The organism is Mongoliimonas terrestris (genome assembly GCF_001927285.1).
Lineage (GTDB): Bacteria > Pseudomonadota > Alphaproteobacteria > Rhizobiales > Pleomorphomonadaceae > Chthonobacter > Chthonobacter terrestris.
In genome coordinates this window covers 68,409-88,544 of record NZ_MSIG01000012.1, presented here as the reverse complement: position 1 = coordinate 88,544, position 20,136 = coordinate 68,409, and the positions used below count along the sequence as shown (strand labels likewise).

Annotated in this window: 17 protein-coding genes; 15 read left to right on the top strand and 2 right to left on the bottom strand. The window is 69.7% G+C overall.

All coding sequences use genetic code 11. From position 1 onward, the window contains the following. Window positions 1-135: 135 nt before the first annotated feature. Window positions 136-1,071, top strand: a complete 936-nt coding sequence (locus tag BUQ68_RS16810) for a helix-turn-helix domain-containing protein (RefSeq protein ID WP_075217163.1) — start codon at window positions 136-138, stop codon at window positions 1,069-1,071. Between the two features lie 26 nt (window positions 1,072-1,097). Here BUQ68_RS16810 and BUQ68_RS16805 read toward each other — a convergent pair whose 3' ends face one another. Beyond that, window positions 1,098-1,538: a MaoC family dehydratase gene (locus BUQ68_RS16805; protein WP_075217162.1), complete on the bottom strand. Its 441-nt coding sequence runs from the start codon at window positions 1,536-1,538 to the stop codon at window positions 1,098-1,100. A gap of 19 nt (window positions 1,539-1,557) precedes the next feature. Further along, the gene (locus BUQ68_RS16800) at window positions 1,558-2,016 is read right to left on the bottom strand and encodes a MaoC family dehydratase (RefSeq protein ID WP_075217161.1); all 459 of its coding nucleotides are present in this window, start codon (window positions 2,014-2,016) and stop codon (window positions 1,558-1,560) included. A 659-nt stretch (window positions 2,017-2,675) separates the two neighbouring features. Here BUQ68_RS16800 and mraZ point away from each other — a divergent pair. The 14 genes from mraZ to ftsA all read left to right on the top strand — a co-directional run bounded on the left by mraZ (window position 2,676) and on the right by ftsA (window position 20,042). Continuing rightward, a complete protein-coding gene (gene mraZ, locus BUQ68_RS16795) occupies window positions 2,676-3,137 on the top strand; it encodes a division/cell wall cluster transcriptional repressor MraZ (protein WP_075217160.1) in 462 nt (153 codons plus the stop codon). Then, complete coding sequence (gene rsmH, locus BUQ68_RS16790) at window positions 3,134-4,159, top strand: 16S rRNA (cytosine(1402)-N(4))-methyltransferase RsmH (protein WP_075217159.1); 1,026 nt, start codon at window positions 3,134-3,136, stop codon at window positions 4,157-4,159. Before mraZ ends, rsmH begins: the two co-directional genes overlap by 4 nt. Before the next feature lies 1 nt (window position 4,160). Beyond that, window positions 4,161-4,553, top strand: a complete 393-nt coding sequence (gene ftsL, locus BUQ68_RS16785; RefSeq protein WP_075217158.1) for a cell division protein FtsL — start codon at window positions 4,161-4,163, stop codon at window positions 4,551-4,553. Window positions 4,554-4,558: 5 nt separating this feature from the next. Further along, a complete protein-coding gene (locus tag BUQ68_RS16780; protein ID WP_425349547.1) occupies window positions 4,559-6,301 on the top strand; it encodes a peptidoglycan D,D-transpeptidase FtsI family protein in 1,743 nt (580 codons plus the stop codon). 138 nt (window positions 6,302-6,439) lie between these two features. Continuing rightward, window positions 6,440-9,319 (top strand): UDP-N-acetylmuramoylalanyl-D-glutamyl-2,6-diaminopimelate--D-alanyl-D-alanine ligase, encoded by a 2,880-nt coding sequence (locus BUQ68_RS24570; RefSeq protein ID WP_075217157.1) that lies wholly within the window; start codon window positions 6,440-6,442, stop codon window positions 9,317-9,319. A 42-nt stretch (window positions 9,320-9,361) separates the two neighbouring features. Continuing rightward, complete coding sequence (gene mraY / locus BUQ68_RS16770; protein ID WP_075217156.1) at window positions 9,362-10,447, top strand: phospho-N-acetylmuramoyl-pentapeptide-transferase; 1,086 nt, start codon at window positions 9,362-9,364, stop codon at window positions 10,445-10,447. Between the two features lie 26 nt (window positions 10,448-10,473). Further along, on the top strand, window positions 10,474-11,883 hold the full coding sequence (gene murD, locus BUQ68_RS16765; protein WP_075217155.1) for a UDP-N-acetylmuramoyl-L-alanine--D-glutamate ligase: 1,410 nt from the start codon (window positions 10,474-10,476) through the stop codon (window positions 11,881-11,883). 14 nt (window positions 11,884-11,897) lie between these two features. Continuing rightward, window positions 11,898-13,055 (top strand): putative lipid II flippase FtsW, encoded by a 1,158-nt coding sequence (gene ftsW, locus BUQ68_RS16760; protein ID WP_075217154.1) that lies wholly within the window; start codon window positions 11,898-11,900, stop codon window positions 13,053-13,055. 12 nt (window positions 13,056-13,067) lie between these two features. Continuing rightward, window positions 13,068-14,198, top strand: coding sequence for an undecaprenyldiphospho-muramoylpentapeptide beta-N-acetylglucosaminyltransferase (murG, locus tag BUQ68_RS16755; RefSeq protein ID WP_075217153.1), 1,131 nt, complete (start codon window positions 13,068-13,070; stop codon window positions 14,196-14,198). A gap of 86 nt (window positions 14,199-14,284) precedes the next feature. Continuing rightward, window positions 14,285-15,688: a UDP-N-acetylmuramate--L-alanine ligase gene (gene murC, locus BUQ68_RS16750; RefSeq protein ID WP_075217152.1), complete on the top strand. Its 1,404-nt coding sequence runs from the start codon at window positions 14,285-14,287 to the stop codon at window positions 15,686-15,688. A 133-nt stretch (window positions 15,689-15,821) separates the two neighbouring features. Beyond that, a complete protein-coding gene (gene murB / locus BUQ68_RS16745) occupies window positions 15,822-16,775 on the top strand; it encodes a UDP-N-acetylmuramate dehydrogenase (RefSeq protein ID WP_245293291.1) in 954 nt (317 codons plus the stop codon). Between the two features lie 119 nt (window positions 16,776-16,894). Beyond that, complete coding sequence (locus BUQ68_RS16740) at window positions 16,895-17,818, top strand: D-alanine--D-alanine ligase (RefSeq protein ID WP_075217150.1); 924 nt, start codon at window positions 16,895-16,897, stop codon at window positions 17,816-17,818. Window positions 17,819-17,955: 137 nt separating this feature from the next. Next, window positions 17,956-18,729 (top strand): cell division protein FtsQ/DivIB, encoded by a 774-nt coding sequence (locus BUQ68_RS16735; RefSeq protein WP_139315261.1) that lies wholly within the window; start codon window positions 17,956-17,958, stop codon window positions 18,727-18,729. Beyond that, window positions 18,726-20,042 carry a cell division protein FtsA gene (gene ftsA, locus BUQ68_RS16730; protein ID WP_075217148.1) on the top strand — a complete coding sequence of 439 codons (1,317 nt, stop codon included), beginning with the start codon at window positions 18,726-18,728 and terminating at the stop codon, window positions 20,040-20,042. The genes BUQ68_RS16735 and ftsA overlap by 4 nt, the downstream gene beginning before the upstream one ends. Window positions 20,043-20,136 lie beyond the last annotated feature (94 nt).

Below are 20,136 nucleotides of genomic sequence, written 5' to 3'. Positions count from 1 at the left end.
GTTTGGGCTCTCCCGCAGACCCTACGGCTGTCGCTCTTGACGGGGCTATCCGGTTTGGGCGTACATGTCTGCCTAATCGATGGGCAGGCCAGAAGCTGCCGCATCGATGGGCGGTGTGTGCAAGCGGGGGCTGCCATGGCCGAATTGTCGTCGCCCTATTCCAGGGTGGTCTACGCGGATGCGGCCGAGCAGGAACGCGGGCTCGACGGGTGGTCGCAGTCCTACTGCCAGCTGTCGCCCGGCGCGTACCGGGGCGTGCTGGAGACGCTCGCGCTCGGGCCGGTGACGGTGCACCGGGAGCGGATCAACCTGCCGGTGGAGCAGCGCACCGCACCCCCATCGGGCCAGGTGGTCTACGCCTGCAGCCTTGGAGGTCGCGGACCGTGGCGGCTGAACGCGGTGGCGCTCGGCGGGGACACGCTGGCCATCCTGCGCCGGTCGGAGGAGCAGACCGCCGCCTTCGGCAGCCACAGCGACCTTCTGTTCATCGCCGCGGCGGAAACGGCGCTCGGCGAGACCGAGCCGGGTGCGGCGTCGCCGAGCACGGTGCCGGCCGGCGAGGCGTTCGGCTTCCTGTCGTCGTGGCTTATGTCGCTGCTCTCCCATTTCGCCACGCTGGAGGCCGGTGTGGGCGGCGATCTCGCGGCGGTGCTGCCCGGCATGGTGCTCGACCGGCTGCAGTTCGTGCACGGACTGGTGTCCGCGCACGGCAGTCGCTCGCGCCGGGTGGAGCCGGACGCCCGCCTGTTCCGGACCGCGCGCGACATCGCCGAGGCGAGCGAGGCCGACGACCTGACGGTGGCGGATCTGGCGGCCCGCGCGGGCGTGTCGCCGGGGGTGCTGCGCGAGGCCTTCATGCGCACGGTCGGGGTGGGGCCGGGGACCTGGCTGCGCAGCCGGCGGCTGGACGGGGCACGCCGCGACCTGCTGGCCGCCGCCCGCACCGGCGCCACGGTGACGGACATCGCCGCCAAATGGGGCTTCCTGCACTTCGGCCGTTTCGCCGCGACCTACGCGGCCTATTACGGCGAGCCGCCGTCCCGCACCGCGCGGGGCGGGCGCGATCACTGATGCGCATCGCCTGAAGCGCGGATCGGTCAGTCGTCGATCGGCACCATCACCGGGCCGCGCATGCGATAGACCTCGTCGCCGTTCTGGTTGGTGCCGACGGCCTCGTTGGTGATCATCGCCCAACCCGGCCGGGAGCCGAGGCGGCGCTTGGCGCGGACGGTGTTCGTGTAGGTCACCGTGTCGCCCACAAAGACCGGCCGCTTCCACAGGATCTCGTCGATCCCTGGCGAGATGCCGGCGAGCGACGCGTCGCGCTTCGCCTGGTCGACGGTGAGCCGCATCCAGGCGGCGGCGGTGTGCCAGCCGGACGCGCAGAGGCCGCCGAAGTGGCTGGATGCCGCGGCCTCCGGATCCGTGTGGAAGGGCTGCGGGTCGTAGAGGCGCGCGAAGGCCAGGATGGCCTCCTCCGTGAAGGTGTGGCTGCCGATCGGGACGGGCGTATCGAGGGGGATGTCGTCGAAGCGCATGGGTCGATCTCCGCGCCGCTCAGCGGCCGACGATGATGGTGGTCGTCATGGCGAAGACCGGTTCGCCGTGCTGGTTGGTCATCTGGAAGCTTGCGTCCACATAGCCCCGGTCGGTCCGGGTCGCGGACGGCCGCACGGCGAGCACCGCGAAGGTGGCTTCGAGCGTGTCGCCGACGAGCACCGGCCGCAGCCATTTCAGGTCGCGCACCCCGGGCGAGCCCATGGACTTCACGCCCTTCAGGAGGTTGGTGGCAAGGAGCCGCATGAGGAGGCTCGCCGTATGCCAGCCGGACGCCGCATGGCCGCCGAGCGGCGAGGCCCGCCCGGCCTCCGCGTCGAGGTGGAAGGGCTGAGGGTCCCAGTCCGACGCGAAGGCGACGACGTCCGCGGCCGTGATCTCCACCGTGCCGAGGCTGCCGCCGTCGCCTGCCGTGAAGCTCTCGAAGCCCTTCAGGGCGGGCGCATCCGGCGGGTTCATGGGCAACTTCCTTCCCTTCACGTCATGTGCCGACTGCTAGCACGATGCGCCTCGTGAAGGCGAGGTCACCCTTTGGCCGGAGGGCGGTCCGACGCCGTGTCGTCGGTCGGCCGTGGGAAAAGATGGGACGCAATCGGTGCCGGGTTATCAACAGCCCTGTGGATAGCGGCACAACCGTCTGATGCAGCGTCCATTGCGAGGGAGATCACCCGGGTGAGGGGTCCAAAACCAGCCCGGAAAACCGCGGTTTCGGGTCCACGTTTGCGACTTAAATGCAACACATAACTAGTTTCATATTTGTAGGCCCAGGCCCTTGGCAGGGTTTGAAGATTGCCCGTCAACGCTTTGTTAATCCTAAATAAGTCTGAATGGTGATACGTGTCCGGAGCCCGCCAACCAGGGGTCCGTCGCGTTGACGCCCATAGGCTCCCATGGTATCCCAAACGCATCCCGAACCAAGCGTCGGACCGGTCGAAGTTTCGGCTGGCGAGATCGCCGGTGCTCGCCACCGGAGCGGGAATTCGTGTGCCGATCGACGGCGACGGACGAGGGGTCGGGGGGCTTATCCGGTGTCGCACCGGGGCAGGGTCCGCCGATACGCATTTCCCTCCCGCGCAGGCCGGCAGGTGATTGTCAGGGCAGGGCCCCCAGGGAACCCGATGAGCGGCTTCGTCTCGCGCACCACCAACCGGATCGACAAGAAGGGACGGGTCTCCGTCCCGGCGTCGTTCCGTCAGGTGCTGGCCAAGGACGGGTTCGAAGGGCTCTACTGCTACCCTTCGCTGGACATGATGGCGGTGGATGCCGGCGGCAACGGCCTGCTCGGCGAGATCGAGAAGCGTCTGGCGCGCTTCGAGCCCTTCACCGAAGAGCACGACTACCTCTCCACCGCCTTCTACGGCCTCTCCGAGCGCCTCACCATGGACCCGGAAGGTCGCGTGGGGCTGACCTCCACGCTGATGGAGTATGCCGGCATCGTTGACGAGGTGACCTTCGTCGGCCAGGGCTACAAGTTTCAGATCTGGGAGCCGAAGCGCTACCTGGAGCATGAGGCCGAGGCGCGCAAGCGCGCGCTCGCGCTGCGCCGGTCGCCCCGTCTCGAGGGAGGGCCGGTGCAATGACCGGAACCCCGATGGACGAGACCGGCGCCGACGCGCCGCACGTGCCGGTTCTCCTGGCCGAAGTGCTCGACGCGCTGCAGCCGATCGAGGGCGGCGTCTTCGTCGACGGCACGTTCGGGGCCGGCGGCTACACCCGCGCGCTGCTCGCCGCCGGGGCGCGGCTGGTGGTGGCCATCGACCGCGACCCGACGGCGATCGCGGCCGGCCGAGCGCTGGAGGCCGAGATGGCGGGCCGGCTGAAGCTCGTGCACGGCGCCTTTTCCGACCTCGACGCCCATGCGGCGGCGGCCGGCGCGTCTCCGGTCGACGGCGTGGTGCTCGACATCGGCGTGTCGTCCATGCAGCTCGACGAGGCGGAGCGCGGCTTCTCCTTCCGCAACGACGGCCCGCTCGACATGCGCATGAGCCTCGACGGCCCGTCGGCGGCGGACGTCGTCAACGCCATGGACGGGCGCGACATCGCCCTCATCCTGAAACTCTACGGGGAGGAGCGGCAGGCCGGCCGGATCGCCAAGGCGATCGTGGCGGCGCGCGCCGCCGAGCCGCTGACCCGCACGCGCGACCTCGTCCGGGTGATCGAGAAGGTGCTGGGCGCCAAGCGGTTCGGCGAGGCGCATCCGGCGACGCGCACCTTCCAGGCCATCCGCATCTACGTGAACCGCGAGCTTGACCAACTGGTCGACGCGCTGGCGGCGGCCGAGCGGCTGCTGCCGGACGGCGGCCGGCTGGCCGTGGTGACGTTCCATTCGCTCGAGGACCGGATCGTGAAGCGCTTCGTCCAGGACCGCAGCCGGACCGTCGCGCAAGGCTCGCGCCACCTTCCCGAGGCTACGCTGCCGCCCGCGACCTTCCGGCTGATCGAGAAGGGGGCCGTCGAACCCGGCGAGGCCGAATGCGCCCGCAACCCCCGTGCCCGCTCGGCCAAGCTGCGTTTCGCGACGCGCACCACGGCGACCGCGCGGCCCCTCGACGGCCAGGCGCTCGGCCTGCCGATGTTCCAGCCCTCGGTCCGGAGAGCCTGATATGACGCGTTTCGTCAACGCCCTCCTGATCTTCCTGATGGTGCTGAGCGCGGCCGCCGTCTACGACATGAAGTACGAGGCGGAGATCGCCGCGGCGAACGTCGCCCGCCTGCAGCGCCAGATCGCCCAGGAGCAGGAGGCGATCAGCCTTCTCAAGGCCGAGTGGAGCGTGCTCACCCAGCCGAGCCGCCTGCAGGACCTCGTCACCCGCCACGCGGACATCCTCGATCTTCAGCCCATGAAGCCGGAGCAGGTCGGCACCCTCGCCGACATTCCGCCGAAGCCGGTGGAGATCCCGGCGGAGGAGATGCCCGAGGTGTCGTCCGAACCCGGTCCGGTGGAGCGCTCGGCCAAGGCCGTGCCGCTCGACGGCCCGACAATCCAACTCCAGTGAAGGGAATGCGCGCCATGGCGAGCTCGTTCAGGCTGTCCTTCACGAAGCCCGGCACCCGCAAGGACGCCGCCGAGGCGCTGCCCCGTTCGGCCGCCCTGCGTCGCCGCGATGCCGGCGACACCACGCGCAACCGGCTGGTGATCGCCATGGTGGCTTTCGTCGCCGTCTACGGCACCATTGCGGGCCGCCTCGTCCAGTTCGGCCTGTCGACGCCGGCGGACGCGGTGGCGCTCGGCTCGGCCCAGAGCGCGATCGCGGCGTCGCGGCCCGACATCGTGGACCGCAACGGCCAGATTCTGGCGACCGACATCAAGACCGCCTCGCTCTACGCGGAACCGCGCCGGATCGTCGATCCGGACGAGGCGACGGAACTGCTCGCCACCGTCTTCCCGGACCTCGGCACGGACGCCGTGCGCCAGAAGCTCGCCTCCAAGGCGGGCTTCGTGTGGCTGAAGCGCGAGATCACAGCGGGCCAGCAGGAGGCCGTGCACAAGCTCGGCCTGCCGGGCGTCGGCTTCCTCACCGAGAGCCGCCGATTCTATCCGTCGGGCCGCTCGGTCGGATACGTGGTGGGCCACACCAACGTGGACAACCAGGGCATCGCCGGCATCGAGAAGTACGTGGACGACCAGTGGCTGGGCGACCTGCACCAGCTGGGCTTCGCCATGACGCCCAACCTGGAGCCGGTGAAGCTGTCGCTCGACCTCTCCGTGCAGCACGTGCTCCACGACGAGCTGTCGAGCGCCATGGAGAAGTACACCGCGCTCGCCGCCGCCGGCATCGTGATGAACGTGAAGACCGGCGAGATCGTCGGACTGTCGTCGTTGCCGGACTATGATCCGAACAACCCGGTGGAGGCGCTGCAGCCGGACCGGATGAACCGGATCACCGCATCGGTCTTCGAGATGGGCTCCACCTTCAAGCTCTTCGCCACCGCCATGGCCCTCGACAGCGGCAAGGTGAAGATGACTGACAGCTTCGACGCGAGCGTACCGCTGCGCGTCGGCGGCTTCACCATCAACGACTTCCACGGCAAGCACCGGGTGCTCACCGTGCCGGAGATCTTCATCTATTCGTCCAACATCGGCACCGGCCGCGAGGCGCTGAAGGTCGGCCAGCAGGGCCAGCAGGAGTTCCTGAAGCGCATGGGCCTGATGGACAAGCCGCCGACCGAGTTGCCGGAGGTGGCCGGGCCGATCCTGCCGAAGCGCTGGTCGGACCTCGTCACCATCACGGTGTCCTTCGGCCACGGCATCTCGGTGTCGCCGCTGGCGACCGCCATGGCGGCCTCGGCGGTGATGAACGGCGGGCATCTCATTCCGCCGACCTTCTTTCCGCGCAGCGAGGACGAGGCCCGGCTGAAGGCGAAGCGGGTGCTGTCGCCGCAGACCAGTGAGGAGATGCGCTACCTGATGCGGCTCAACGCCCTCAAGGGCTCCGGCTCCCGGGCCAACATCCCCGGCTACCGGGTGGGCGGCAAGACCGGGACGGCCGAGAAGGTCGTCAACGGGCGCTACTCCTCCAACAAGCGTTTCAACGCCTTCCTGGCCTCCTTCCCGATCGACGATCCGCAGTATCTGGTGCTGATCGTGATCGACGAGCCGAACCCGGAGAAGCCCGGCATGGCCGCCACTTCGGGCCTCAACGCGGCGCCGACGGCCGGCAACGTGATCAGCCGGATCGCGCCCATGCTGGGGGTGATGCCGCGCTTCGACGAGGTCGACCTGCCGCTGCTGGCCTCCTACTGAGGCTCTCCCTGTCGCGTCTCGACAGGGCCTGTGCGTACCGCCACCTTGGTGCTTGGACCTGTCCTCATTTCCATCATGAAGTGGGGGCACGGTCCGCGCCGATTCGAGATCACGGAACCGAGAGACCGGACGCAACCCATGAAGCTCGCCGAACTCGCCCCCGACATCTTCACCCCGGACGCCGACGTGCGCCGGCTGGTGATCACCGGGGTGACGGCCGACAGCCGCCATGTGCAGCCGGGCGCCCTCTTCGCGGCGCTGCCGGGCAGCAAAGTGCGCGGCACGAGCTTCATCCCGCAGGCGGTTCAGGCGGGTGCCTCGGTCATCCTCGTCGGCGAGGGCGAGGACCTGCCGGCGGATGTGAGCGTGCCGGTGCTGCGCGATCCGGATCCGCAGCGGCGCTTCGCCAAGCTGGTGTCGCGCTTCTACGCGCCGCAGCCGAAGACCGTCATGGCGGTGACCGGCACCAACGGCAAGACCTCGGTGGCCGCCTTCGTGCGCCAGATCTTCGAGGCGCGGAACGTGCCGGCCGCCTCCGTGGGCACCATCGGCGTCGTGGTCAACGGCGAGACGCGCTACGGCAACCTGACGACGCCGGACCCGGTGACGCTGCACCGGACCCTGGCCGAACTCGCCCGCGAGGGTGTCGACCACGTGGCGCTGGAGGCCTCCTCGCACGGGCTGGTGCAGCGGCGGCTCGATGGGCTGAAGATCGCCGCCGGCGCCTTCACCAACCTGTCGCGCGACCATCTCGACTATCACGGCACCATGGAGAACTACTGCGCGGCCAAGCTGCGCCTGTTCAACGCGCTCCTGGAGCCGGGCGCGGGCGCGGTGGTGAACGCGGACGACCGCTATTCCGACGCCTTCCTCGCCGCCGCCCGGATCGCCGGGCTGGACGTGATGACGGTCGGGCGCGGCGGCAAGGCGATCCGGGTGATCGACGTGACGCGCGACGGCTTCGCCCAGGTGGTGACCGTGGACATCGGCGCCGGGCCGCGCACCGTGCGGGTGCCGCTGGTCGGCGCCTTCCAGGTGTCGAACGCGCTGGTGGCGGCCGGTATCGCGGCGGCCGTGGGCGTGCCGCTCGGCGAGGCGCTCGACGCGCTCGGTGAGATCAAGGGCGCGGTGGGGCGGCTGGAGCTCGTCGCCTACGCGCCGTCCGGGGCGCCCATCTTCGTCGACTATTCGCATACGCCGGCGGCGCTGGAGACGGCACTCGAAACGCTCCGTCCCTATGTGGACGGCAAGCTGGTGGTGGCCTTCGGGGCCGGCGGAGACCGGGACAAGGGCAAGCGGCCGGAGATGGGGGCGGCGGCCGAGCGACTCGCCGACGTCGCCATCGTGACGGATGACAACCCGCGGTCGGAGGACCCGGCGGACATCCGGCGGGACGTTCTCGCGGGCGCGCCCTCCGCGCTGGAGATCGGCGACCGGGCGGAGGCGATCCGCCACGGCATCGGCCTTCTCGGCGACGGCGACGTGTTCCTGGTGGCCGGCAAGGGCCACGAAACGGGCCAGATCGTCGGCGGCACCGTGCTGCCCTTCTCCGACCACGAGGCCATCCGGGCGGCGCTGCCGGCCGGGCCGGCGGAGGAGAACGCGCTCTGGCCGAAGAGCGAATTCCTGGAGGCGCTCGGCGGCGAGATGATCGGCGCGCTGACGGTGCCGATCAACGGCGTTTCGATCGACAGCCGGACGGTGGAGCCGGGCGACGCCTTCTTCGCCATCGCGGGCGACCGGTTCGACGGACACGACTTCGTGGAGGAGGCCCTCCGGCGCGGCGCGGCCGTCGCGGTGGTGAGCGACGAGCGGGCGCTCACCTACCCGACCGAGGCCGTGCCGCTTCTGGTGGTGGACGACGTGCTCGACGGCCTCCGCCGTCTCGCCGCCGCCGCCAGGGCGCGCTCCGACGCCCGGATCGTGGCGGTGACCGGGTCGGTCGGCAAGACCTCCACCAAGGAGGCGCTGCGCTTCGCCCTCGGCGCCGACGGGCCGGTGCATGCCTCCGTCGCCTCCTTCAACAACCATTGGGGCGTGCCGCTGACCCTGTCGCGGCTGTCGCGGACGGCCCGCTACGGCGTGTTCGAGATCGGCATGAACCACGCCGGCGAGATCACGCCGCTGACCCGTCTGGTGCGCCCGCACGTGGCCATCGTCACCACGGTGGCGGCGGTCCACCTGGAGCATTTCGACACCGTGGAGGGGATCGCCCGGGCCAAGGCGGAGATCGTCGAGGGCCTGGAGCCCGGCGGCACGGCGGTGCTCAACCGCGACAACCCGCATTTCCCGTTGATCGAGGCGGCCGCCAGGGCGCACGGTGCGGCGGTCATCGGCTTCGGCGCCGACGCGGCGGCGGAGGCGCGGCTCATCAAGTGCATGCTGCACGAGGTGTGTTCGACGGTGACGGCCGACATCCTCGGCGAGGAGATCACCTACAAGATCGGCGCGCCGGGCCGGCATCTGGTCGACAACTCGCTGGCGGTGCTGGCCGCCGCCAAGCTCGTCGGCGCCGATCTCGTCCGCGCAGGTCTCGCCCTGCAGCGGCTGGAGCAGCCGAAGGGGCGGGGCAAGCGGCACCGGCTGCGCACGGCCGGCGGCACTGCCGTCTTGATCGACGAGAGCTACAACGCCAACCCGACGTCGGTCGCCGCCGCGGTGGCGCTGCTCGGCCAGACGTCGCTCGGCACGCTCGGCCGACGCATCGCCGTGCTCGGCGACATGCTGGAACTGGGACCGGAGGGACCGGACCTGCACGCCGGCCTCCTCGGCGCGCTGACCGAGGCCAAGGTGGACAAGGCCTATCTCTGCGGTCCCCTGATGAAATCGCTCTGGCAGGCGTTGCCGCGCGGCATGCGCGGCGCTTACGCGGAGACGTCGGCCGGTCTGGAAGCGACGCTTCTCGACGACGTCCGCACCGGTGACGCGGTGATGATCAAAGGGTCCTTCGGCAGCCGGATGGGCCCGCTGGTGGACGCGCTGATCAAGCGCAACGGCACCGTCGACGACACTCATTGAGGCGGGCCGCGCGCCGCGCGGTGCCGCAGGGGGCTCTTTGGTATGCTGGTCCTTCTGGCCGAACTCGCAGGACAGGTCTCCGTCCTGAACGTGTTCCGCTACATCACCTTCCGAACGGGCGCGGCGGTCATGACCGCGCTCCTCTTCGTCTTCCTGTTCGGCCCGGCGATCATCGCCTCCCTGAAGATCCGCCAGGGCAAGGGCCAGCCGATCCGTGCCGACGGTCCGCAGAGCCACCTCCTCACCAAGAAGGGCACGCCTACCATGGGCGGGCTGATGATCCTCTCCGGTTTCGTGGTCTCCACGCTGCTGTGGGCGGACCTGAAGAGCGCCTATGTGTGGATCGTTCTCTGCGTGACGCTCGCTTTCGGGTCGATCGGCTTCTACGACGACTATCTGAAGGTCACCAAGCAGAGCCACAAGGGCTTCTCCGGCCGCTTCCGGCTCGGCATCGAGTTCGTGATCGCCGGCATCGCCGCCTGGGCCATCGCGGCGTCCGGGCCGGAAAGCCTCGGTACCGCGCTCGCCTTCCCCTTCATCAAGGAGGCGATGCTGAACCTCTCCTGGTTCTTCATCCCCTTCGGCGCCTTCGTGATGGTGTCGGCCGGCAATGCGGTGAACCTCACCGACGGGCTCGACGGCCTCGCCATCGTGCCGGTGATGATCGCGGCGGCGAGCTTCGGCCTGATTGCCTATCTCTCGGGCAACGTGGTGTTCTCCAACTACCTGCAGATCACCTACGTGCCCGGCACGGGCGAGCTTGCCGTCCTCTGCGGGGCGGTGCTCGGCGCCGGGCTCGGCTTCCTGTGGTTCAACGCGCCGCCGGCCGCCATCTTCATGGGTGACACCGGCTCGCTCGCCCTCGGCGGCCTCCTCGGCTCCATCGCGGTCGCCACCAAGCACGAGATCGTGCTCGTCATCATCGGCGGGCTGTTCGTGCTGGAGGCCTTGTCGGTGATCATCCAGGTCTTCTCGTTCAAGACCACGGGTCGGCGCGTCTTCAAGATGGCGCCTATCCACCACCATTTCGAACATCTCGGCTGGACCGAGTCGCAGGTGGTGATCCGCTTCTGGATCATCGCCGTCGTCCTCGCGCTGATCGGGTTGTCGTCCCTGAAGCTGCGCTGACCGCCTTATCCTCAAGGAGGAAAGCCATGATCCCCGTCACCTGCTACCGCGGCAAGCGCGTCGCCGTCTTCGGCCTGGGCGGCTCCGGCCTCGTGACGGCGGAAGCGCTGATCGCCGGCGGCGCCGACGTGATCGCCTGGGACGACAACGCGGAGAGCCGCGAGGCCGCCGCGGCGCGGGACATTCCGGTGGTCGACTGGCGCGACACCGAGTTCGGCGCCTTCGCGGCGCTGGTGCTGGCGCCCGGCGTGCCGCTGACCCATCCGAAGCCCCACTGGTCGGTGGAGATCGCCATGGCGGCGGGCGTGGAGGTGATCGGCGACATCGAACTGTTCGCCCGCGAGCGCCGCGCCGTCGCGCCGAAGACGCCGTTCGTCGCCATCACGGGCACCAACGGCAAGTCCACCACCACGGCGCTGATCGCCCACATCCTGTCCGCGGCCGGCAAGGACGTGCAACTCGGCGGCAATATCGGCCGGGCGGTGCTGTCGCTGGAGCCGTTCGCGCCGGAGCGCGGCTCGGACCGGGTCTACGTGGTGGAGTGCTCGTCCTTCCAGATCGACCTCGCCCCCTCGGTCGACCCCACGGTGGCGGTGCAGCTCAACATCTCCGAGGACCATCTGGACCGGCACGGCACCCTGGAGGCCTATGCGGCCGTGAAGGAGCGGCTGGTGCGCAACGCCGGCGTGGCGGTGGTCGGCATCGACGATCCGTTCAGCCGGGCGATGGCCGAGCGGCGCGAGGACATGGGGCTGGAGGTGAAGCGCATCTCCACCCACGAGAGTGTCAAGCACGGGGTGTGGGCGATCGCCGGGCGGCTGACGGAACCGCACGGGCTCGCCCAGATGATCGTCGCGGAGATGTCGCGCCACCCGGTCCTGAGGGGCGTGCACAACGCCCAGAACGCGGCGGCGGCGGTGGCGGCGGTGCGCTCGCTCGGCATGGGCCTCGACGAGGTGCGGGCCGGGCTGATGAGCTTCCCCGGCCTCGTCCACCGGATGGAGCCGATCGGGCGCGTCGGCCGGGTGACGATCGTCAACGATTCGAAGGCCACCAACGCCGACGCGGCGGCGCGCGCGCTCTCCAGCTACGAGCGCATCTTCTGGATCGCCGGCGGCAAGCCGAAGACCGGCGGGATCGCGGCCCTCTCGGGCTACTTCCCGCGCATCGCCAAGGCCTTTCTGATCGGCGAGGCGGCCGAGGCCTTCGCGGCGACCCTGGAGGGACAGGTGGCGCATGAGATCGCCGGCACGCTCGACGTGGCGGTGCCGGCGGCGATCGCCGCGGCGGCGGCCTTCTCGGCGGCCACCGGCCAGGACGCCGTGGTGCTCTTGTCGCCGGCTTCGGCCAGCTTCGACCAGTTCAAGAATTTCGAGGTGCGCGGCGACCATTTCCGGGCGCTCGCCCTCTCGCAACCCGACGTCACGCCCTTCTGACAGGAGCCGGCCCGATGGTTTCCCGCGCCGAACGAGGCCTCATCGCCGACTGGTGGTTCACGGTCGACAAGCTGCTGCTCGCCGCCTTCCTGACGCTGATCTTCGGCGGCATCATCCTGTCGCTGGCGGCGAGCCCCGCGGTGGCGGAGCGGATCGGCATCGCCGACAGCTATTATTTCGTGAAGCGGCAGGCCTTCTTCGCCGGTCCGGCCGTCTTCGTGCTCCTCGCCATGTCCTTCATGGACCCGCGGCAGATCCGGCGGTTCGCGCTCGTCTTCTTCGGCGTCTGCGTGCTCCTCCTGATCGCCACCCTGTTCGTCGGCCCCGAGGTGAAGGGCGCGCGGCGCTGGCTCAACCTCGGCGGCATGTCGGTGCAGCCGTCGGAATTCGTGAAGCCGGTGTTCGTGGTGCTCTGCGGCTTCCTGCTCGCCGAGACGCAGAAGCGGCCGGACATGCCGGGCCGGATCTTCTCCGCGCTCCTCCTCGGCATCGTGATGTCGCTGCTGATTGCGCAGCCCGACTTCGGCCAGACCATGCTGGTGAGCCTCACCTGGGCGGCGCTGCTCTTCCTTTCCGGCATGTCCTGGCTGCTGATCATCGGGCTCGGCGGTGTCGGCGCCGTGGGCATCCTATTCGCCTACACGGAAATCCCCCACGTGAAGGGGCGCATCGACCGCTTCCTCAACCCGGACAGCGGCGACACCTTCCAGGTGGACACGGCGATCGAAAGCTTCGTGCGTGGCGGCTGGTGGGGGCAGGGGCCTGGCGAGGGCACGGTGAAGCGCATCCTGCCGGACAGCCACACCGACTTCATCTTCGCGGTGGCGGCGGAGGAGTTCGGCCTCGTGCTCTGCATCGGCCTGGTGGCGGTGTTCGCCTTCACGGTGCTGCGCGGGTTCGGCCACGCCACGCGGGAGAACGACGGCTTCGTGCGGCTCGCCACGGCGGGCCTCGTGATCCTCTTCGGCCTGCAGAGCTGCATCAACATGGCGGTGAACCTGCACCTGATGCCCGCCAAGGGCATGACGCTGCCCTTCATCTCCTACGGCGGCTCGTCGCTGGTCGCCATGGCCATGTCCATGGGCATGCTCCTGGCCCTGACGCGACGCCGACCGGAGCAGACGCGCTTCGTGCAGCCGATCGAGTTCGAAGCCTTTCCGGCGCGTGCCTGACGGGAGGACGGGATGACCCAACCGGTGCTGATCACGGCGGGCGGAACGGGCGGGCATCTGTTCCCGGCCGAAAGCCTCGCCCACGAGCTGAAGCGCCGCGGCATCCCGGTGCATCTGGCGACCGACCACCGGGTCGCCTCCTACGGCCAGGACTTTCCGGCGGAGGCGGTGCACCTGATCGCGTCCGCCACCTTCGGGGACCGCTCGGCGCTCGGCATGGCGCGCTCGGGCCTGAAGATCGCGCGCGGCGGGCTGCAGTCCTTCGCGCTCATGGGGCGGATCAAGCCGCGGGCGGCGATCGGCTTCGGCGGCTACCCGACCCTGCCGCCCATGCTGGCGGCGGTGGCGCGGCGGGTGCCGACCCTCATCCACGAGGCGAACGCGGTGGCCGGGCGGGCCAACCGCTTCCTCGCCCCCAAGGTGACGGCGGTGGCTACCACCTTCGCGACCACCGGCCTCCTCGGCGAGGCCACCGCCAAGGCGGTGGTGACCGGCAACCCGGTGCGCCCGCGGGTGATCGAGGCGGCGACGCCCTACGTGCCGCCCGAACCCGGCGGCCCATTTGAGCTGGTGGTGTTCGGCGGCAGCCAGGGCGCGCGGGTGTTCGCCGACCTGGTGCCGCCGGCGCTCGCGGACCTGCCGGGGCATCTGCGCAAGCGCATCCGCCTCGTGCAGCAGGCCCGTCCGGAGGACGTGACGCGCGTGGAGGTGCTGTTCCACGGGCTCGGCGTGACCGCCGAACTGGCGCCCTTCTTCGCCGACCTGCCGGCGCGGATCGCCAAGGCGCACTTGGTGGTCGGCCGCTCCGGCGCCTCGACGGTGAGCGAGCTGGCGGTGATCGGCCGGCCGTCCATCCTGGTGCCGCTGCCGCACGCCCTCGACAACGACCAGAAGACCAACGCCCTGGAGTTGGAGCGGGTGGGCGGCGCGGTGATGGCCGAGCAGGCGGACCTGTCGCCGGAACGGCTCGCGGCGCTGATCTCCGGGCTGATGGAAGCGCCGGAACGGCTGGCCGCCATGGCGGAGAAGGCGCGCGGCATGGGCCGCCCGGACGCGGTGGCCCGGCTCGCCGACCTGGTGGAGCATGTGGCGGGCGGCGGAAAGCCGCAGGATTTCAAGGCGGAGCCGGCGGCGGCGGCCTGATCGGCCCCGCGCAAAGCCGGCTCAGGATTGCAGTGGGACCGCGCCGGACGCGCGCGGCGGATTTCGAGACGAAGGACAGTGTTGCCATGAAGATGCCCCGCGATATCGGGCCCGTTCATTTCGTCGGCATCGGCGGCATCGGCATGAGCGGCATCGCCGAGGTGCTGCTGAACCTCGGCTACCGGGTGCAGGGCTCGGACGTGGCCGAGAGCGCCAATGTGGAGCGCCTCCGCCAGAAGGGCATTCCGGTGACCGTCGGCCATGCGGCGGAGAACCTCGGCCGGGCCGAGGTGGTGGTGGTGTCGTCGGCGATCCGGCGGGACAATCCGGAGCTGGTCTCCGCGCGCGAGCGGCACCTGCCGATCGTGCGGCGGGCCGAGATGCTGGCCGAGCTGATGCGCTTCAAGCAGGCGATCGCCATCGGCGGCACCCACGGCAAGACCACCACCACGTCGCTGGTGGCGGCGCTGCTCGATGCGGGCGGCATCGACCCGACGGTGATCAACGGCGGCATCATCAACGCCTATGGCACCAACGCCCGCATGGGCGCGGGCGACTGGATGGTGGTGGAGGCGGACGAAAGCGACGGCACCTTCGTGAAGCTGCCCGCGGACGTAGCGGTCGTCACCAACATCGACCCGGAGCACCTTGACCACTACGGCACCTTCGAGCGGGTGCAGGCGGCGTTCCGCCAGTTCGTGGAAAACGTGCCGTTCTACGGCTTCGCGGTGATGTGCCTGGACCACCCCGAAGTGCAGGCCCTGGTGAGCCGCATCGAGGACCGGCGCATCATCACCTACGGGGAGAACCGGCAGGCGGACGTGCGCTTCGTCGATCTCTCCTTCGAGAACGGCACCTCGCGATTCGCCGTCGCCATCCGCGACCGGGTCACCGGCGAGGAGACCGAGATCGGCGACCTGATGCTGCCGATGCCGGGGCGGCACAACGTCTCCAACGCGACGGCGGCGATCGCGGTCGCCTATCAGCTGGGCATTCCGGCAGACGCGATCCGGCGCGGGCTCGGGGCGTTCGGGGGCGTGAAGCGCCGCTTCACCCGCACCGGGTCGTGGAACGGCATCACCGTCTTCGACGACTACGGTCATCATCCGGTGGAGATCCGCGCGGTGCTGCGCGCGGCCCGCGACGGGGCGTCCGGGAAGGTGGTGGCGGTCGTCCAGCCGCACCGCTACAGCCGCCTGCAGAGCCTCTTCGACGACTTCTGCAAGGCTTTCAACGACGCCGACACGGTGATCATCGCCGACGTCTACGCGGCCGGTGAGGCCCCGATCGAGGGTGTCGACCGGGACGCGCTCGTGTCCGGCGCCAAGGCGGCCGGGCACCGGGACGTGCGCGCGCTCGGCGCCCCGGCGGACCTCGCCGGCATGGTGCGGGAGATTGCCGGGCCGGGCGACATGGTGGTGCTCCTCGGCGCCGGCAACATCACCCAGTGGGCCTATGCGCTGCCGCGCGAGCTGGAGGCGGGGGCATGACGGTCGAGCGATCGGATAAATACTTGGGTGTTCCCCTTAAGCGGACCATGACGGGTGAGGCCGTCGGCGCAACCCTTTCACCGTCATGGTCCGCGCAGGCGGACCACCCACGCTTTTGCTCTGGAATCACGCCGTGAGCGGCGCCGATCTCCTCGCCCGCCTCGGGGACGTTTCGGACATCCGCGGGCATCTGGAGCCCGATCGGAGCCTCAAGGATCTCGTCTGGTTCCGGGCGGGCGGCGCGGCGGAGCTGCTGTTCCAGCCGGCGGACGAGGCCGACCTCCAGGCGTTTCTGAAGCGGCTGCCGGCGGACGTGCCGGTGATGGTGATCGGCCTTGGCTCCAACCTCCTCGTCCGCGACGGCGGCGTGCCGGGCGTGGTGATCCGCCTCTCCGCGCGCGGCTTCGGCCAGGTGGAGCGGGTGGGGGAGACCGGCCTTCGCGTCGGCGCGGCGGTGCCGGACAAGCGGCTGGCGGCGGCTGCGCTGGAGGTGGGCCTTTCGGGCTTCGCCTTCTACCACGGCATCCCCGGCGGGATCGGCGGGGCGCTGCGCATGAACGCCGGGGCGCACGGATCCGAGACCGCGCAGCGCGTCGTGGAGGTCCGGGCCGTGGACCGGACCGGCGCGCTGCACACGCTGCCGCTGGAGGCGATGGGATACGCCTACCGGCATTCCGCCGCGGCGGCCGACCTCATCTTCGTGTCCGTCCTCTTCGACGGGGTGCCGGAGGATCGGGATGCCGTCCGGCGCGACATGGAGGCCGTCGCCGAACACCGGGAGAATTCCCAGCCGATCCGCTCGCGCACGGGTGGTTCGACCTTCAAGAATCCGGACGGACATTCGGCCTGGAAGCTTGTGGACGCCGCCGGCCTCAGAGGCTTTTCCGTAGGCGATGCACAGGTTTCCGAGATGCATTGCAACTTCATAATTAACAACAACGCCGCCTCCGGCCACGACCTGGAGCTCCTTGGCGAAACGGTGCGGGCGCGGGTGCTGGAGACGAGCGGCATTCGCCTCGAATGGGAGATCAAGCGCCTCGGCCGCTTCGAGGACGGGCGCGTGGTGGAGCCTTTCCTCGGGCTCTAGAAGTGCTCCGAATTCATGGGCTTAGAGCAGTCTCTGATCGATCGGGTCATGCCGCTTGATCGGAGACCGCACTCAGCGACGGTTGCAGACCAATCACATTCTGACGACAGGGAATCACCATGTCCAAACACGTCGCGGTCCTGATGGGAGGCTGGTCCTCCGAGCGGCCGGTCAGCCTCAACTCCGGCAAGGCCTGCGTGGCGGCCCTGGAGGCGGCGGGCTACCGGGTGACGGGGGTGGACGTGGACCGCACCATCGCCAGCGTGCTCGACGATCTCCGGCCGGATGTCTGCTTCAACGCTCTGCACGGACCGTTCGGCGAGGACGGGTGCATCCAGGGCATCCTGGAAGTGCTTGCGATTCCCTATACGCACTCCGGCGTCCTCGCCTCGGCGCTCGCCATGAACAAGCCCAAGGCCAAGGCCGTGATGAAGGCGGCAGGCATTCCCGTGGTCGAGCACCGGCTGGTCAACCGCTTCGACGCATTGAAGGAACACGTGCTGCCGCCGCCCTATGTGGTGAAGCCGCCGGCGGAGGGGTCGAGCTTCGGCGTGCTCATCGTGCCGGCCGATGCGGCTTTTCCGCCACAGGAGTTAGGAAGTTCTGACTGGCCCTATGGCGATCTCGTCATGGTGGAGACCTACGTGCCGGGCCGTGAGCTGACCTGCGGCGTGATGGGCGACCAAGCGCTTGGAATTATTGAGGTCGTTCCGACCGGTCCCGGCTTCTACGACTACGACGCCAAGTACCGACCGGGCGGGTCCCGGCACCTCCTGCCGGCACCTCTTTCACCCTTTGTTTACCATTATGTTCAAAAGCTTTCACTCGAGGCCCACAACGCCCTCGGGTGCCGTGGTGTCAGCCGGGCGGACTTCCGCTTCAACGACCGTGGAGACGGCACCGGCGACATCGTCTGCCTGGAGGTGAACACCCAGCCCGGCATGACGGCGACGTCGCTGGTGCCTGAGATGGCGGCCCATGTGGGCATGGATTTTTCGGCTCTAGTGAGCTGGATGGTGGAGGACGCAAGTTGCGCGCGGTGACGTCGAGGTTCTTCGGCACAGCGTCCGGGCTGGGATCCAAGCGATCCCTGTTCCGTCGACGTGGCGTCCCGCGCCTGCACCGCCAGCCGGTGTGGCGGCCGGCGGGCATCCTGCAGTCGCTGCCGCGCGGAGCGGGGGTGCTGGCCTCCGTCCTCTATCTCGCCGCCTGGGGCACCTACGGCATGCTCTATTCGGGCAAGACCGGGGACGTGCTCAACGACGCCACCTCGGAGATCGGCTTCAAGGTCTCGGCTGTGAAGATCACGGGCCAGCGCGAGGTCGACGAGCAGGACGTGCTCGACACCCTCTCCATCCATTCCGGCCAGTCGCTGTTCTTCTACGACGTGGCGGGTGCCCGCGCGCGGCTGACGGAGAACCCGTGGCTCTCCGCCGTGTCGGTGATGAAGATCTACCCGAACCAGCTGCGCGTGGTGCTGGAGGAGCGCGTTCCCGCTGCCCTCTGGCAGAAGACTCCGACGGATCCGGTGGCCATCGTGGACGGTGGCGGCGCGGTGATCACCACCCGCCTGGAGCCGCGCTTCATGAGCCTGCCGCGCGTGATGGGCGACGGCGCGGAAAGCCGCGTGCACGAGATCATGTCCATCCTCGACGACGTGCCGGACCTGAAGGCGCGGGTCCGCGCCTCAATGCTGGTCTCGCACCGGCGCTGGGACCTCTTCCTCGACAACGGCGTGCAGGTGATGCTGCCGGAGGTGGACCCGGCGGTAGCGGCCGCCGAACTCGCCCGGGTGGAGGCCGAATCCGACCTTCTTTCCCGCGACCTCACCGTTGTCGACATGCGTCTTGACGATCGGATGGTGGTGCGCCTTTCCGACACCGCCAAGACGGCGCGCGACGAACTGATCCTCGCTCGCGAGAAGGCGATGAAGAAGAAGGCGAGGGACGCATGAGCCGCTCCGGCGACCACCGCGTCCAGCGCATGCGCCCGCTGCCGGCCCGCCGGCCGGTGATCGTGTCCGTGCTCGACGTCGGCTCCTCCAAGATCTGTTGCATCATCGCCCGACTCACCCCGCGGGCCATGGGCGATGTCCTGCCCGGCCGGACGCATGCCATCGAGGTGCTGGGCTTCGGCCTGCAGCGCTCGCGCGGCATCAAGGCCGGTTCGGTGGTGGACCTCGACCAGGCCGAGAAGGCGATCCGCCTCGCCGTGGACGCCGCCGAGCGGTCGGCCGGCCTGACGGTGGAGTCGCTGATCGTGTCGCTCTCCTGCGGCCGGCTCGGCAGCGAGACCTTCTCGGCGGGCTTCGACCTTTCCGGCCGCGAAGTGGGCGAGGCCGACATCCAGCGGGTGCTGGAAGCCGGCAGCGAGCACACGGTGAAGGACGGGCGCGCCATCGTGCACGCCCTGCCGATCGGCTACGCGCTCGACGGCAACCGGGGCATCCGCGACCCGCGCGGCATGCTGGGCCAGCGGCTTTCGGTCGACACCCACGTGGTGTCGGCGGATAGCGCGCCGGTGCGGAACCTGGAGATCTGCGTGAACCGGGCGCACCTGGAAGTGGAGACCATGGTGTCCACGCCCTACGCCTCCGGTCTTGCGGCCCTTGTGGACGACGAGGCGCAGCTCGGCGTCGCCTGCGTCGACATCGGCGGCGGGACGACCAAGATCGCGGTCTTCGCCGACGGCCAGTTCGTCCACGTGGACGGCTTCGCGCTCGGCGGCCACCACGTGACCATGGACCTGGCGCGCGGCCTCTCGGCGCGGCTCGTAGACGCGGAGCGGATCAAGACGCTGCACGGCTCGGTGATCGCCACCGACAGCGACGAGCGCGACATGGTGACGGTGGAGCCGGTCGGAGACGACGACGTGCCGAGCCACGTGCCACGCTCGCAGATCGTCCACATCATCCGTCCGCGGGTGGAGGAGATCCTGGAGGTGGTGCGCGACCGGCTGCACGCCTCGGGCTTCGCCGGCCGGGTCGGACGGCGGATCGTGCTCACCGGCGGGGCGAGCCAGCTCACCGGCCTGACCGAGCTTGCCCGGCGGATCCTCGGGCGCAACGTGCGCCTCGGCCGCCCGGTCGGTATCGCGGGCCTGCCGGAGGCGGCGCGCGGCGCGGCCTTTGCCACCAGCGTCGGCCTCCTGATCTACCCGCAGGTGGCGCAGATCGAACAGTACAGCACGCGCCGCAAGACGGTGGCGCTGGCCGCCAACGGGGGGTTCGTATCCCGCGTTGGACAATGGATTCGCGAAAGCTTCTGACGGCAGGATGCCGTTGTGGCTTCACGCAGACAGTGACCGATCAGGGCGACAAGAACTGCCGCCGCATTGATATGCCGCCCGAGCGCGAGCCGGC

Excerpts from the sequence above, each read along its gene's own strand:
- BUQ68_RS16810 (WP_075217163.1), top strand. The coding sequence starts at position 136 with ATGGCCGAATTGTCGTCGCCCTATTCCAGGGTGGTCTACGCGGATGCG.
- BUQ68_RS16805 (WP_075217162.1), bottom strand. The coding sequence starts at position 1,538 with ATGCGCTTCGACGACATCCCCCTCGATACGCCCGTCCCGATCGGCAGC.
- BUQ68_RS16800 (WP_075217161.1), bottom strand. The coding sequence starts at position 2,016 with ATGAACCCGCCGGATGCGCCCGCCCTGAAGGGCTTCGAGAGCTTCACG.
- mraZ (WP_075217160.1), top strand. The coding sequence starts at position 2,676 with ATGAGCGGCTTCGTCTCGCGCACCACCAACCGGATCGACAAGAAGGGA.
- rsmH (WP_075217159.1), top strand. The coding sequence starts at position 3,134 with ATGACCGGAACCCCGATGGACGAGACCGGCGCCGACGCGCCGCACGTG.
- ftsL (WP_075217158.1), top strand. The coding sequence starts at position 4,161 with ATGACGCGTTTCGTCAACGCCCTCCTGATCTTCCTGATGGTGCTGAGC.
- BUQ68_RS16780 (WP_425349547.1), top strand. The coding sequence starts at position 4,559 with ATGCGCGCCATGGCGAGCTCGTTCAGGCTGTCCTTCACGAAGCCCGGC.
- BUQ68_RS24570 (WP_075217157.1), top strand. The coding sequence starts at position 6,440 with ATGAAGCTCGCCGAACTCGCCCCCGACATCTTCACCCCGGACGCCGAC.
- mraY (WP_075217156.1), top strand. The coding sequence starts at position 9,362 with ATGCTGGTCCTTCTGGCCGAACTCGCAGGACAGGTCTCCGTCCTGAAC.
- murD (WP_075217155.1), top strand. The coding sequence starts at position 10,474 with ATGATCCCCGTCACCTGCTACCGCGGCAAGCGCGTCGCCGTCTTCGGC.
- ftsW (WP_075217154.1), top strand. The coding sequence starts at position 11,898 with ATGGTTTCCCGCGCCGAACGAGGCCTCATCGCCGACTGGTGGTTCACG.
- murG (WP_075217153.1), top strand. The coding sequence starts at position 13,068 with ATGACCCAACCGGTGCTGATCACGGCGGGCGGAACGGGCGGGCATCTG.
- murC (WP_075217152.1), top strand. The coding sequence starts at position 14,285 with ATGAAGATGCCCCGCGATATCGGGCCCGTTCATTTCGTCGGCATCGGC.
- BUQ68_RS16740 (WP_075217150.1), top strand. The coding sequence starts at position 16,895 with ATGTCCAAACACGTCGCGGTCCTGATGGGAGGCTGGTCCTCCGAGCGG.
- ftsA (WP_075217148.1), top strand. The coding sequence starts at position 18,726 with ATGAGCCGCTCCGGCGACCACCGCGTCCAGCGCATGCGCCCGCTGCCG.